This window comes from Limnobacter sp., from assembly GCF_046297615.1.
In the GTDB taxonomy this organism is placed as follows: Bacteria; Pseudomonadota; Gammaproteobacteria; order Burkholderiales; family Burkholderiaceae_B; genus Limnobacter.
Genome location: NZ_JBKBHM010000007.1, coordinates 155,831 through 169,704, shown reverse-complemented (window position 1 = coordinate 169,704; position 13,874 = coordinate 155,831). Strand labels below are relative to the sequence as shown.

Below are 13,874 nucleotides of genomic sequence, written 5' to 3'. Positions count from 1 at the left end.
GTAAGGCCGGCGTAAGTGGGACATGGGGCGGGGGCAGACTTCTTATTCTCAGTGGGTGCCAGATTGTCGTCATGCCGCGCGGGGTAGAATGCCTGCTCTGACAGTTCTTGTGGACAGCCATGTTCGTTCATCCCGAATTCGACCCCATCGCCATTTCCATTGGGCCATTGGCCATTCGCTGGTATGGGCTGATGTACCTGCTGGGCTTCATCGCATTCATGGCCTTGGCCAAACGCCGCCTGCCGAATTTCCCGGCTATCCGGGAAGTGGATGTGGACAACCTCCTGACCTGGGCGGTGTTTGGCGTCATATTGGGTGGGCGGTTGGGCTATGTGTTTTTTTACAAACCCGAGTATTACCTGGCGAACCCGTCCGAGATTCTCGCGGTGTGGGAAGGCGGCATGTCGTTTCACGGTGGTTTTTTGGGCGTGCTGCTCACTTGCCTGATCTACAGCCGAGTCAAGGGCTGGAGTTTCTTTGACCTCATGGACTTTGTCGCGCCCGCCGTGCCGGTTGGCCTGGCCTTGGGGCGATTGGGCAACTTCATCAATGGGGAGCTGTGGGGGCGGCCCACTGACGGTTGGTGGGGTGTGGTCTTCCCGCAGGCTGGTGACGCACTGGCCCGTCATCCGTCCCAGTTGTATCAAATGAGCCTGGAAGGTTTGGCGCTGTTCGTTGGCTTGTGGTGGTTTTCAGCGAAACCCAGGCCGCGTGCCGCCATTTCCGCGTGGTTTTTGATCGGTTACGGTTCTGCCCGCTTCATTGTCGAATTTGCGCGAGAGCCAGACCGTTTCCTGGGGCCGTTGTCCTTGGGCTTGAGCATGGGCCAATGGCTGTCGTTGCCCATGATCGTTCTGGGTGGTGTGCTCTTGCTTTGGTCGCGTGGCAAGCCTGCCGCCATCCAGAGCATGGCGGCGCCTGAAACAGCACAATAATCAAAAACCGCTGACGGCTTTCTGAATCATCGACAACGCCACTGCCGTCAGCACCACCGCAAACACGCGCTTGAGTTTGGCCACAGGCAGACTGTGGGCCAACTTCGCGCCTTTGGGGGCAGTCAACACGCTCATTGCTGCCACACAGGCCACGGCGGGCCAGTAAATGTAACCGGTTGACCCTGCAGGCATGCCTTGCAGGGCCCAGCCGTTCACCACATAGCCCACGCTTGAAAACACCGCAATGGGAAAGCCCAAGGCCGCCGAGGTGGCCACTGCATTGCGCACAGGCACATTGCTCCACACCATGAAGGGCACCGAAAGGAACCCGCCGCCAGCCCCCACAATGCTGGACGCTGCGCCAATCACCGTGCCTGCGGCCCCCAAACCCACAGCGCCGGGCAGTTCACGGCTGGGCTTGGGTTTTTTGTCCGCGAACATTTGGTAAGCGGAAAACAGCACAAATGCACCAAAGACCAGCGCCAGTTCACGCGTGGGCAGATGGGTGACCACTTTGGAACCCAGAAAGCCGCCCAGCAAAAGCCCGGGTGCAATGAACTTGACAATTTCCCAGCGCACAGCCCCGGCTTTGTGGTGGGCCCGCATGCTTGAAATGCTGGTGAACATGATGATGGCCAAGGAGGTGGCGATAGAAGAGTGAACCACCAATTCGCCCGGTACGCCTTGCTGAAGCAGAAGAAAGGTGAGGAAGGGCACCAAAATCATGCCGCCGCCAATACCCAGCAGGCCAGCCAAAACACCGCTGATCATTCCCAAGAGCAACAGGGAGGCTACAAAAAGAGGGGGGAGGGAGATCATGGTGCTCCGGTAGAAGTGAATGGACAGGGAATCAAATTGTGCAATAAAAAAAGCGCCCCTTCGGATGACGAGGCGCTTTTGGGCATTAGGGTCTCTGCCGAGGCATGCTGGTCTGATCCCTGAACCTAAGGTTCAAGTGGGTCGCAGTATCAAGGCCATCAGGCTTCCCAGACAAAGTGGGATTCACACAGGCCCGTTTAAAGTCCGCAACCGGGATCGATGATATTGGTTCACGGAATGCTGACCAACACACACACGGCAGAGATTAAACCGGGTATCAGAACAAGCTGGCGTTTTTCGGGGCTTCGCTGCCTTGCAGTCCGGCTGTCACCACTTGTTCGATGGATTCAATTTTACGCTCAATTTCGGCAATGTCCAACCCCACGCCGGGTTGATCCTGGGTAGAGCCGGTGAGGGATTCGTGTGCAATTTGCAGGGCCGCCATCACGGCGATATTGTCCAGGCCAACGACCCGGCCTGCATTGCGAATGCCGCTCATTTTCGTTTCGACAATATTGACCGCTTGTTGCAATGCAGCGCGTTCTTCAGGTTTGCAGGCAATCTTGAATTCCCGGCCCATGAGTTTGACCAACAGCGCATCCATGCTTATTTCTCCGAATTCAGTTCAAGTTCCGGAAACCACTGGTTCAGCATCTGGTTGATTTGGCCTTGGGCGTGATCGACTTTTCTGCGCAACTGCTCATTCTCGCGGGCCAGCAACTGGGCCCGCTCATGGCTTTTGCGTTCGTCGAAGCGGCTTTGTTCCAGGGCTTTGGCCAGCATCGTGACCTTGTCCTGCAGTTCATCAAGTTTTGCGAGCAGAGATTGCGCCATGGGCCACACTCCAAACGGGAATAGGGTCAACACCATTTAACCCGAACTATACAACTCTACAGCGGCGGGGTAGGGGTAAAACGGGGGGTAAAGCCCGTTTCACAGCCTCAATTGTGACAAACCCAACACATCTTGCATGTCGAAGAGCCCGGTGGGCTTGTCCATCAAGAACTGAGCGGCCCGGATGGAGCCTTGGGCGTAAGTCATCCGGCTGGATGATTTGTGGGTGATTTCAATGCGCTCGCCAAGGCCGGCAAACAGCACCGTGTGGTCGCCCACAATGTCGCCACCACGGATGGTGGAGAAACCAATGGTGCCGGGCTGGCGTTCGCCGGTAATGCCTTCGCGGGCGAAAACACCCACGGTGTCCAAGTCAGTCCCCAAGGCTTTGGCAACAACTTCACCCATGCGCAGTGCGGTGCCCGATGGGGCATCCACTTTTTTGCTGTGATGGGCTTCGATCACTTCAATGTCGTAACCCTGGGAGAGAATTTTGGCGGCCACTTCCAGCAGTTTGAACGTGGCGTTGACACCCACAGCCATGTTGGGGGACCAAACCATGGCCACTTTCTTGGCCAATTCAGCCATGGCTGTTTTTTGGTCGGCTTCAAAGCCGGTTGTTCCAATCACGGCCTTCACACCCAACTGCTGGCATACGACCAAATGGGTTAGCGTGCCTTCGGGCCGGGTGAAGTCGATCAGCACTTGAGCGTTGCTCAGGGCTTGTTCCACGGAGTCGGTGATGGTGACCCCGGTGTTGGTGCCCATGAAGTCCCCTGCATCGCGGCCCAGTGTGGGTGAACCAGCCAGGTCGAATGCACCGGCCAAGGTGCAAGCGGGGTGATTGATCACCGCTTCAATCAAGGTTTTTCCCATGCGCCCGCTGGCGCCGGCGATTGCAATCCGGATCGGAGATGTCATTGTCAGTGTCGTATTCAGTTCAACACGGGCGCGCGTTCTGTGCCCGCTGGGGTTTCTTGGCCTGTTTTTGCTGGGGTGGCCGCTTTTTTGGTGGGTGCTGTGTTGGTGGCCGGGGCAATGGCGCGCCGGTCTCCACCAGGCCCAGTCAGGAATTCAGCCTGATTCTCAGGCAGGGATTCACCGCCGTGTTTCACCAACTTGTCCTGCTCAAATGTCACGGTGTAGCGGTACTGGACAACAGAGCCGTTGCCTTTGGTCAGTCGATAGGTGTAATCCCAACGGTCTGCATGAAAGGGGCTGTTCAACAAGGGGGTGCCCATGATGAACTTGACCTGTTCCTTGCTCATACCGATTTGCAGGCGGTCGACTTCGGCTTGAGTCACGAAGTTACCCTGTTGCACGTCGATGCGGTAAGGCTTGACCAGCGTGGGCACATAATCGCTCTTCAGATATGAGCAACCCGCGGCCAGTGGCAGCAAGGCTGCGATGCAGAAGAGGCGTTTAAGACGTAAAATAACCATGATGCTTCGCAATCTGGTTGACAAACAGGTGGCTGACCAAACCGTCAACCGGCCCCCGAAGCCGTTATCATAAGCTACTTGCGTGACGATTCAACCGACTGGATAACAACTCATGACAACTGCATCCGACCTAAAAAGCATCGGTTTGAAAGCGACACTGCCCCGGATGAAAATTCTGGAGCTTTTTCAAAGCGGCCAGCACCGCCACCTCAGTGCCGAAGATGTGTACAAATTGCTGTTGCAGGAAGACCTGGACATCGGCTTGGCCACGGTGTACCGGGTGTTGACCCAGTTTGAACAGGCTGGCCTTTTGGCTCGTCAGCATTTTGAAACCGGCAAGTCGGTGTTTGAGCTGAATGAAGGCGAGCATCACGACCACCTCGTGTGTGTGCAATGCGGCAAGGTGGTGGAATTTTTTGACGCTGAAATTGAAAAGCGTCAAAAAGCGATTGCCAAAGAGCAGGGCTTCGAGTTGCACGACCACGCGCTGTCGCTTTACGGCAGTTGCACCAAAAAAGACTGTGAAAACCGCCGCAAGGCCTAAGCTGTCAGCCTTCCGAGGCTGACGCGATCATTTCACTGGCCGCCTGTCGGGTAGCCTCTGAAATGGTTTGCCCGCCCAACATTCGGGCCACTTCGCTGATTCTCTCTTCGCCGTTTAATGGTTGCACGGTTGATTTGGTGGCCCCGGCGCTTACTTGCTTGCTAATCCGGAAGTGATGGTGGCCTTGCGCGGCCACTTGCGGCAGGTGCGTGACACAAAGCACCTGTTTGCCCGCGCCCAGTTCCCGAAGGTAACGCCCCACGGTTTCGGCCACTGCGCCGCCAATGCCGCTGTCCACTTCATCGAAAATCAAGGTGGGTACCGGTGTTGCGGTGACGGTATTCACGGTGATGGCCAGGCTGATGCGCGCCAATTCGCCGCCCGATGCCACTTTCTGAATGGGTTGAGGGGTAACGCCTGGGTGGCCCGCGACACGAAATTCGATATTGTCGCTGCCTTGGGCTGTGGCCTGACCGCTGGCTTGCACGTCGATCACCAATTGGCCACCTTGCATGTTCAGGTGCTGCATGGAATTGCTGACCTTGGTGGACAGCGCCTTGGCCGCTTTGGTTCTGGCGTGCGTCAATTCTTGAGCAGCGTCGGTGTATCGAACCAGACATTGGGCGTGTTTGGCCTTCAGCGCGTCAAGGTCCATGCCTTCCTGCAGGGCGGTCAATTCAGCCGTGACTTTGTCCAGTTCCTCGTGCAGCATTTCGGGCGCAAGCCGCAGTTTGCGCGCGGTGTCATGCCATTGTGACAAGCGCTGCTCGGCTTGGGCCAAGCTGTCCGGGTCGAGGTCCGCATGCTTCACGTAATGGGCCAACTCATAAGCCGCTTCGCGCAGCAGGATTTCGCCATCAGTCAGGTTTTTGACCATGCTTTCCAGCCGGGCGTCACGCGTAGCAAGCCCACTTAAGCGCTGCATCAGGTGGTTCAATTGGTCGAGTATCGACTGTTCACTCTCACTCAATGAGGCCAAGGCTGCCTGGCTGCCCTCCATCAGTTCAGCACCGTGGCTGAGGCGGTCGTGCTCTGCGGTCAGTTGCTCCCATTCACCGGCTTTGGGGGCAACTTTGTCCAGCAGTTCAAGTTTCCAGTTCAGGTTGTCCAAACGCGCAGCCCGTTCGGCCTGCGCCATCGAGGCCTGTTCAAGTTGCTGCTCAGCATGGCGCAGTTCTTTGTACGCACTTCGAACCGGTTCCAACAATGGGCTTAATTGCCCAAATTCGTCGAGAAGGCGCAATTGCTCGCTGGCTTTGCCCAAGGTCTGAAAGGCATGCTGACCGTGAATGTCGATCAATGTTTCCGAGAGTTGCTTCAGTACACTGGCTGGCACCGGTGTGCCGTTGACGTAGGCTTTGGAGCGGCCAGAGCTGTCGATTGAGCGACGCAGGTGCAATTCGCCATCCTGCGCATCCAGCGACTGTTCTGCCAATATGGCCATGGCTGCGGGGTTGGGGTCGAAGACGGCGGTGATGTTGGCACGCTCGCAACCTTCGCGGACTTGGCTTGCGTCGGCCCTGGCGCCCAGGCACAGCGAAAGCGCATCAATCAGGATGGATTTTCCAGCACCCGTCTCGCCGGAGAGTACAGACATGCCTTCGTGGAAATGAAGTTCAAGCCGGTCAACGATGACAAAATCCTGAATGGTGAGGCTACTTAGCATGTCCGCTGTCTCGCAGGCCACGTGGCCGATGGCCCACTTCAGTCAAGGATGCGCTCCAATGCAGTTTCTGGCGCAGCATGGCGAAGTAGTCGTATCGGTTGGGGTGTAAAAGTTGAATGGGTTTGGGGTTGACGACAATGCGAATGTGGTCGCCCACCACCGCGCGGTCGTTAATCTGCATGTCAAAGTGCACACCGGTCTGCTTGCCGCCGATCACGGTGACATCAATGCTGCAATTCTGAGGCAGCACGATGGGCCTGTTGGTCAGCGCATGCGGTGCCACAGGCACAATCAGAATGCCGCCCGTACTGGGGTGCAAAATTGGGCCATCGGCCGACAGGGCATAGGCGGTTGATCCAGTGGCCGTGGCGATGATCAAGCCATCGGCCCGAAGGTCGTACATGAAGGTACCGTTCACCTCAACGCGCAGTTCAACCATGCCGCCCACAATGCCTCGGCTGATCACCACATCGTTCAGGGCGATCTGGTCGGCCACTGTGACGCCGTCCCGCATGATCTGACCTTGCAGGAAATAACGGTCCTCGGAGGTGTATTCGCCTTTCAGGGTTGAGATCAGGGTTGGGTCGATGTCATCGAGCCGAATGTCAGTGAGGAAACCCAGTCGCCCTTGGTTGACCCCAATTAAGGGAATGTCCGCCTTGGCCAATTTCCGGGCGTTGCCCAGAAAGGTGCCGTCACCCCCAATGATGACCGCTTTGTGGGCCTTCTTTAGAATCGTGTCCAAACTGGCGAAGCTGTAGCCCACCGCTTGGGCCTCGGCTTTGTTGCGGGTGCGGGCTGTCAGAATGTCGTCGCAGACCAGCACGGTGTACCCGTGGGCAATCAGCAAGTCCACCACGGTGCGCCAACTAGCCTGCTTGTGGGAACTTCCGTGTTTTGCAAAGACTGCGATGCACTTGCCTGGGCGTTTGGCCATGCTGGACGTTCCGTTTTTGTCGTAAAGTGTTGAGTAGGCTTAATCGTAGCGCAACGTGTATTTGAAGTGGCACCGATGATTGACGAACGTGGTCGTTCACTCCTGAAAACCCTGGTTGAACGGTATATTGCCGAAGGCAGCCCCGTGGGGTCACGGGCTTTGTCCAAACATTCTGTGCTGGACCTAAGCCCGGCCACCATCCGCAATGTGATGGCTGACCTGGAAGAGATGCGCTTGGTTGCATCACCCCACACCTCGGCTGGCCGGGTACCCACCCCTCAGGGTTACCGCATGTTTGTGGATTCCCTGATTACTGTGCGCCCCTTGGAGACCAACCTGGAGCGCATGCTGTCCGGTTCGCTTCAGCGTGACGACCCCAATCGGGTTTTAAGCCGCGCTGCCGATTTGTTGTCCAGCTTGTCATCGTTCGCAGGGGTGATCACCTCGCCCAAACGTTCTTCCTTGTTCCGGCAGGTGGAGTTCCTGGGTTTGTCGGACCGAAAGGTGCTGTTGATCATTGTGACCCCCGAGGGGGACGTGCAGAACCGCATTCTGATCACCGATCAACCTTATAGCCAGTCAGCGTTGACTCAGGCCGCCAATTTTTTCAACCAGCATTTTTCAGGGCTCACCTTCGCCCAAGCGCGTCAGCGGTTGTCGGAGGAATTGCACCAGATCAGCCAGGACATCAGCGCATTGATGCAAGCGGCGGTCAACGCCGGTACGGAAGCCGAACAGAACACTCAAGAGCAAGTGTTGGTGGCTGGCGAGCACCAATTGTTGAACGTGCAGGACTTGTCCACCAATATGGACCGTCTGCGCAAGCTGTTCAATGTGTTTGAGCAACGCACCGACCTGCTGCGCTTGCTGGAAAGCTCCAACCAGGCCCAAGGCGTGCAGATTTTTATCGGTGGTGATTCAAGCCTGGTTCCGATGGAAGAGATGAGCGTGATTTCCGCCCCGTATTCGGTCAATGGTGAGGTGGTGGGCACGCTGGGCGTGATCGGGCCGACCCGCATGGCCTACGAACGCTTAATTCCGATGGTGGACATCACCGCCAAACTGGTCAGCTCGGCCCTGTCCGACCCAATCTGACCTCACCGACGCAGGCTTTTGCGTATACTCAGACCCAGTCTTTTTTCAGGGCGCAGGCCCTAAACCCAGCACCATGCGTACAGAAGCACCTTTTCGGCACGGCACCCCTCAGAAAACAGCGGTTTTGATGGTGAATCTTGGGACACCCGACGCCCCGGATGCGCCCTCGCTGCGGCGTTATCTCAAGCAGTTTTTGTCGGACACTCGGGTGGTCGAAATTCCCAAACTGGTGTGGTGGTTCATTTTGAACCTCATCATTCTTCAGATTCGTCCCAAAAAGTCGGCGGCCAAATACGCCACTGTGTGGACGGACGAAGGTTCGCCACTGATGGCCATCACCCGCAAGCAGGCTGCCCGGTTGGCCGAGGGTTTCAAAGCCCGCCGGTGGGATGTCAAGGTGGAAGTGGCCATGCGGTATGGCAACCCCTCGGTTGAATCTCGCATGGATGAGTTGCGGGCCCAAGGTTATGACCGTGTACTGGTGTTGCCCATGTACCCACAATACGCTGCCGCCACCACGGCCTCGGTGTATGACGCAGTGTTCGACTGGGCACGCCCGGTGCGCAACGTGCCGGAGTTGCGTTTCGTCAAACACTTTCATGACCATCCGGCCTACATTCACGCCCTGGCTGAAAGCGTGCGCCGCCATTGGCGCGACAAAGGGCAGCCCAATTTTGCCCAGGGCGACCAGATGGTGCTGAGCTTCCACGGTGTGCCCGAGTTCACTTTGCTCAAAGGCGACCCTTACCACTGTGAATGCCACAAAACAGCGCGCTTGCTGGCCGAAGAATTGGGCTTGGAGCGCAACCACTACAAGGTGACCTTCCAAAGCCGTTTTGGCAAGGCCAAGTGGCTGGAGCCCTACACCGATGTGACCCTGAAAGCGCTGGGCCAAGCCGGCGTCAAACGCGTGGATGTGATGTGCCCCGGGTTCCTCGCCGATTGCCTCGAAACACTGGAGGAAATCAATCAGGAAGGCCGAGAAGACTTCCAGCATGCTGGCGGTGGCGAGTTCCACTACGTGGCTTGTCTGAATGATTCGGAGTGGTCTGTGGCCATGCTCACTGAAATCAGTGGGCAGCACCTGCAAGGCTGGCCTTTGGATGCGGTTCACGACACCGCATTGGCCGATGAATTGGCCGCCAGCCGACGCCTGGCCTTGGCCATGGGGGCCACCGACAGTTCCGCGACTTAAGCTGAGCAGGTCGTATTCAAACCAGGGGGCTTAGTGCCCCCAAATTCTTTTGGATCAGCCTCTTGAAACTGGGCTGGGTGTCCCCATATCCCGCCAATGCACGGCGAGCCGCATCCACATGGCCTCGCCAAACCTTTGATTTGGAGGAAAAAACATGTCGGAACAGACTGGATCGCCCGCGCCGCAAGAGCCTGAGGCAACCAGCCAGCCAGAGGCTCAGCCCGCCGCCCCCGTGGATGAGCTTGAGGCCTTGCGTCAACAACTGGCCCAAAGCCAGGATGAAGCCGCCAAGGCCAAAGAAGTCTACTTGCGCTTGGCCGCTGACATGGAAAACCTGCGCCGCCGCACACAGGAAGACGTGGCCAAAGCCCACAAGTTTGCCATTGAGGGTTTTGCTGAAAGCCTGCTGCCCGTGCGCGACACCCTTGAAATGGCCTTGGCCGTTGAAAACCAGACCCTTGAAAGCATGAAAGAGGGCGTTTCTGCCACGCTGCGTCAACTGGAATCGGCCTTTGACCGTGCCAAGGTCAAGCTGATCAACCCGGCTGGTGAGAAATTCGACCCCAACCAGCACCAAGCTGTGTCCATGGTGCCTGGGAACTCGGTAGAGCCCGCGGTGCCTGCCAACCATGTGGTTGCGGTTCTGCAAAAGGGTTACAGCCTGAATGACCGGGTGCTGCGCCCGGCACTGGTGGCTGTGGCCCAGTAATTGATGCCGCTTGGGGGCCGACTTGAAATGTCTGGCTTGGCCCCCAACTACGGCTTGACTGAACATTATTGAGAGAATTCGGAGAAATCATGGGAAAAATCATCGGTATCGACTTGGGCACCACCAACTCCTGCGTGGCCGTGTTTGAAGCGGGCAGCTACAAAGTCATCGAAAACTCGGAAGGTGCACGCACCACGCCGTCCATCATTGCGTACATGGAAGACGGTGAAATCACCGTGGGTGCGCCCGCCAAGCGCCAAGCCGTCACCAACCCCCGCAACACTTTGTATGCGGTCAAGCGCCTGATTGGTCGCAAGTTCGGCGACGCCGAAGTGCAGAAAGACATCGGCCTGATGCCCTACAGCATCATCCAGGCCGACAATGGCGACGCTTGGGTTCAGGTGCGTGACCAGAAGCTCGCGCCCCCCCAGGTATCCGCCGAAGTGCTGCGCAAAATGAAAAAAACCGCCGAGGACTACCTGGGCGAGGAAGTGACTGAGGCCGTGATCACCGTGCCCGCGTACTTCAATGACAGCCAGCGCCAAGCAACCAAGGACGCTGGCCGCATTGCCGGTCTGGATGTGAAGCGCATCATCAACGAACCGACCGCCGCGGCCTTGGCCTTCGGTATGGACAAGAGCGAAAAGGGTGACCGCAAAATCGCCGTCTATGACTTGGGTGGCGGAACCTTCGACGTGTCCATCATCGAGATTGCCGACATCGATGGCGAGAAGCAGTTTGAAGTGCTGTCCACCAACGGCGACACTTTCCTGGGCGGTGAGGATTTCGACCAGCGCATCATTGACCACATCATCGACGAGTTCAAAAAGAACAACGGCGTTGACCTGTCCAAAGACCCGATCGCCTTGCAGCGTATCAAGGCGGCTGCGGAACGCGCCAAAATTGAATTGTCGTCTTCTCAGCAAACTGAGATTAACGAGCCCTACATCGCCATGGCCAACGGCGCGCCCGTTCACTTGACCACCAAGCTGACCCGTGCGAAGTTGGAGTCGCTGGTTGAGGACCTCATCGTCCGCACCATCGAGCCCTGCAAAACAGCCTTGAAAGACGCTGGTGTCTCGGCTTCCGACATTGACGACATTATTCTGGTGGGTGGCCAAAGCCGCATGCCCAAGGTTCAGGAAGCCGTGAAGAATTTCTTCGGCAAAGAACCTCGCAAAGACGTGAACCCCGACGAAGCCGTGGCTGCTGGTGCTGCCATTCAAGGTTCCGTGTTGAGCGGCGACCGCAAGGACGTGCTGTTGCTGGACGTGACTCCATTGTCTTTGGGCATTGAAACCATGGGCGGTGTGATGACTTCCATGATTGCCAAAAACACCACCATCCCAACCAAGTTCAGCCAGGTGTTTTCGACCGCTGACGACAATCAGCCCGCTGTCACCATCAAGGTGTATCAGGGTGAGCGCAAGATGGCCGCCGACAACAAGAGCCTGGGCGAATTCAACCTGGAAGGCATTCCACCCGCGCCCCGCGGTGTGCCGCAGATTGAAGTGACCTTTGACATTGATGCCAACGGCATTTTGCATGTGTCTGCCAAAGACAAAGGCACCGGCAAGGAAAACAAGATCACCATCAAGGCCAACTCGGGCTTGTCCGAGGATGAAATCCAGAAGATGGTCAAAGACGCCGAAGCCAACGCGGCCGACGACGCCAAACGCCGTGAATTGGCCGAAGCCAAGAACCAGGCCGATGCATTGGTGCACAGCACACGCAAGAGCTTGGGTGAGTATGGCGACAAGCTGGAAGCCGGTGAAAAAGAGAAGATTGAAGCGGCGTGCAAAGCCCTTGAGGAATCCGCTAAGGGTGACGACAAAGCCGACATCGACGCAAAGACCCAAGAGCTGGCCACAGCAGCCCAGAAGCTTGGCGAAAAGATGTACGCTGACATGCAGGCCGAGCAAGCAGCCGCTGGCGCCGCTGCCGGTGCGGGCGCAGCCGGTGGTGCAGGCGCAGAAGCCGGTGCAAAAGCCGATGCGGACGACATCGTCGATGCCGACTTCAAGGAAGTCAAAGACAAGTGATGGATGCATGCAGGCCGGTTCGCTGGCCTGCTGACTTCCCGGGGCGAATCATCGGTTGGTGGTTACGCCCCTTTTGGTTGATTGGGGCTCACGGATTGAGCCTGGGCAGATTTCGGGAACAACATGGCTAAACGGGACTTTTACGACATTCTGGGTGTGCAGAAAAACGCCACGGACGATGAGCTGAAAAAGGCTTATCGGAAGATGGCCATGAAGTATCACCCTGACCGAAACCCCGGCAATGCCGAAGCCGAGGCCAAATTCAAAGAGGCCAAAGAGGCCTATGAAATGTTGAGTGACCCGCAAAAGCGGGGTGCTTATGACCGTTATGGCCATGCAGGGGTTGACCCCAACATGGGCGGAGGCGGTGGTGGCGCTGGTGGTTTCTCCGATTTCTCCGAAGCCTTCGGCGATATTTTTGGTGATATTTTCGGCGGAGGCCGTTCTCGCCAATCCAATGTGTATCGGGGGGCTGACCTCAAGTACAACATGGAGATCACGCTGGAGCAGGCCGCACGTGGTTTTGACACCCAGATTCGTGTGCCCACTTGGGACAATTGCGGCACCTGCCACGGCAGTGGCGCCAAGCCCGGCACCAAGCCGGAAACCTGCTCCACCTGCGGTGGCGCGGGTGCTGTTCGGATGACACAGGGCTTCTTCAGTGTTCAGCAAACCTGCCCCAAGTGCCATGGTACGGGCAAAGTGATTCCGCACCCCTGTCACGACTGTGACGGCGTGGGCCGCAAGAAAACCACCAAGACGCTGGAAGTCAAAATTCCAGCGGGTATCGACGATGGCATGCGTGTGCGCTTGAGTGGCAAAGGCGAACCCGGTGTGAACGGCGGGCCAGCGGGTGATTTGTATGTGGAAGTGCACCTGAAAGAACACGCGGTGTTCCAACGCGAGGGCGATGACCTGCATTGTGAAATGCCGGTGTCGTTTGCCACCGCGGCCTTGGGTGGCACTATTGAGGTGCCCACCTTGGGTGGTAAGGCCTCGTTCGATATTCCTGAGGGCACACAAACCGGAAAAACATTCCGCTTGCGAAGCAAGGGCATCAAGGGTGTGCGTTCATCCATGCCCGGTGACTTGTTCTGCCACATTGTGGTGGAAACGCCCGTGCGTTTGTCCGACAAGCAAAAGGAGCTTTTGCGGGAGTTTCAGCGCAGTTGTGAAGCCGACGGTGACAAACACTCACCGCAGGCCAAAAGCTGGATGGACAAGGTGAAGGATTTCTTCGGCTGAACAGGCAGCTGACCAGCAAGGTGGAACTGGAGTTCCTCGAAAGTAACTTAGAGGTCCATCAACCTCTCAAGGACAACGAGGACTCCATGCACCCGTCAACACCTGTTAAATCAAACCCTGCTTTGGGCATCGAGCACGACTCTGCGGTCAAGGGTTTAATCAAAACCGTACAGTCTCCCAGTGTGGTCAAGGCTGCCGAGACTCTGATTGGCTTGAAAACTGCGGACCAAGGCGGTCGGGAGTTTTCGTTTCAGACAGTGCCCAGTTTGGGGCTTCTTGGCCCCAAGGAACGCCAAAAACTGATGGCGGAGGCTCGCCGGTACATTCGCGAACAATTGAAAAAGTCGTCTCCCTTTTTTCAGGCTCCGTCACGATTCTGATGGTTAGTCAGGGCGGCCAGCACCGTGCTGA

15 protein-coding genes and 1 other RNA gene are annotated in these 13,874 nt (G+C 57.1%); 8 read left to right on the top strand and 8 right to left on the bottom strand.

What is annotated here, in order from left to right:
- Nucleotides 1-119 precede the first annotated feature (119 nt).
- On the top strand, nt 120-935 hold the full coding sequence (lgt, locus tag ACK4FF_RS14075; RefSeq protein ID WP_409710622.1) for a prolipoprotein diacylglyceryl transferase: 816 nt from the start codon (nt 120-122) through the stop codon (nt 933-935).
- Here lgt and ACK4FF_RS14070 read toward each other — a convergent pair whose 3' ends face one another.
- The 6 genes from ACK4FF_RS14070 to ACK4FF_RS14045 form a co-directional block, all read right to left on the bottom strand.
- Nucleotides 936-1,754, bottom strand: coding sequence for a sulfite exporter TauE/SafE family protein (locus tag ACK4FF_RS14070; protein WP_409710619.1), 819 nt, complete (start codon nt 1,752-1,754; stop codon nt 936-938).
- Between the two features lie 87 nt (nt 1,755-1,841).
- Nucleotides 1,842-2,022: non-coding RNA, 6S RNA (ssrS, locus tag ACK4FF_RS14065), on the bottom strand.
- Nucleotides 2,023-2,031: 9 nt separating this feature from the next.
- On the bottom strand, nt 2,032-2,358 hold the full coding sequence (locus ACK4FF_RS14060) for a cell division protein ZapA (protein ID WP_409710616.1): 327 nt from the start codon (nt 2,356-2,358) through the stop codon (nt 2,032-2,034).
- A 2-nt stretch (nt 2,359-2,360) separates the two neighbouring features.
- Nucleotides 2,361-2,588 carry a hypothetical protein gene (locus tag ACK4FF_RS14055; protein WP_409710613.1) on the bottom strand — a complete coding sequence of 76 codons (228 nt, stop codon included), beginning with the start codon at nt 2,586-2,588 and terminating at the stop codon, nt 2,361-2,363.
- Between the two features lie 99 nt (nt 2,589-2,687).
- Entirely contained in the window at nt 2,688-3,497 is an 810-nt protein-coding gene (dapB, locus tag ACK4FF_RS14050) for a 4-hydroxy-tetrahydrodipicolinate reductase (RefSeq protein WP_409710837.1), read from the bottom strand.
- A gap of 26 nt (nt 3,498-3,523) precedes the next feature.
- Nucleotides 3,524-4,030, bottom strand: coding sequence for an outer membrane protein assembly factor BamE (locus ACK4FF_RS14045; RefSeq protein WP_409710611.1), 507 nt, complete (start codon nt 4,028-4,030; stop codon nt 3,524-3,526).
- 112 nt (nt 4,031-4,142) lie between these two features.
- Between ACK4FF_RS14045 and fur the strand changes: the two genes are divergently transcribed.
- On the top strand, nt 4,143-4,574 hold the full coding sequence (gene fur / locus ACK4FF_RS14040; protein WP_409710607.1) for a ferric iron uptake transcriptional regulator: 432 nt from the start codon (nt 4,143-4,145) through the stop codon (nt 4,572-4,574).
- Between the two features lie 4 nt (nt 4,575-4,578).
- On the opposite strand, the gene recN is transcribed toward fur, so the two are convergent.
- Both recN and ACK4FF_RS14030 read right to left on the bottom strand, forming a co-directional pair.
- Nucleotides 4,579-6,240, bottom strand: coding sequence for a DNA repair protein RecN (gene recN / locus ACK4FF_RS14035; RefSeq protein ID WP_409710603.1), 1,662 nt, complete (start codon nt 6,238-6,240; stop codon nt 4,579-4,581).
- The gene (locus tag ACK4FF_RS14030) at nt 6,230-7,177 is read right to left on the bottom strand and encodes an NAD(+)/NADH kinase (RefSeq protein ID WP_409710600.1); all 948 of its coding nucleotides are present in this window, start codon (nt 7,175-7,177) and stop codon (nt 6,230-6,232) included. Before ACK4FF_RS14030 ends, recN begins: the two co-directional genes overlap by 11 nt.
- Nucleotides 7,178-7,255: 78 nt before the next feature.
- On the opposite strand from ACK4FF_RS14030, the gene hrcA reads away from it, so the two are divergent.
- The 6 genes from hrcA (at nt 7,256) to ACK4FF_RS14000 (ending at nt 13,843) form a co-directional block, all read left to right on the top strand.
- On the top strand, nt 7,256-8,272 hold the full coding sequence (gene hrcA, locus ACK4FF_RS14025; protein WP_409710835.1) for a heat-inducible transcriptional repressor HrcA: 1,017 nt from the start codon (nt 7,256-7,258) through the stop codon (nt 8,270-8,272).
- Between the two features lie 73 nt (nt 8,273-8,345).
- Nucleotides 8,346-9,467, top strand: coding sequence for a ferrochelatase (gene hemH, locus ACK4FF_RS14020; RefSeq protein ID WP_409710596.1), 1,122 nt, complete (start codon nt 8,346-8,348; stop codon nt 9,465-9,467).
- 154 nt (nt 9,468-9,621) lie between these two features.
- Nucleotides 9,622-10,176, top strand: coding sequence for a nucleotide exchange factor GrpE (gene grpE, locus ACK4FF_RS14015; protein WP_409710593.1), 555 nt, complete (start codon nt 9,622-9,624; stop codon nt 10,174-10,176).
- Between the two features lie 89 nt (nt 10,177-10,265).
- Nucleotides 10,266-12,218, top strand: a complete 1,953-nt coding sequence (dnaK, locus tag ACK4FF_RS14010; protein WP_409710590.1) for a molecular chaperone DnaK — start codon at nt 10,266-10,268, stop codon at nt 12,216-12,218.
- Between the two features lie 123 nt (nt 12,219-12,341).
- Nucleotides 12,342-13,463 (top strand): molecular chaperone DnaJ, encoded by a 1,122-nt coding sequence (gene dnaJ, locus ACK4FF_RS14005; RefSeq protein WP_409710587.1) that lies wholly within the window; start codon nt 12,342-12,344, stop codon nt 13,461-13,463.
- 86 nt (nt 13,464-13,549) lie between these two features.
- The gene (locus tag ACK4FF_RS14000) at nt 13,550-13,843 is read left to right on the top strand and encodes a hypothetical protein (RefSeq protein ID WP_409710584.1); all 294 of its coding nucleotides are present in this window, start codon (nt 13,550-13,552) and stop codon (nt 13,841-13,843) included.
- Nucleotides 13,844-13,874 lie beyond the last annotated feature (31 nt).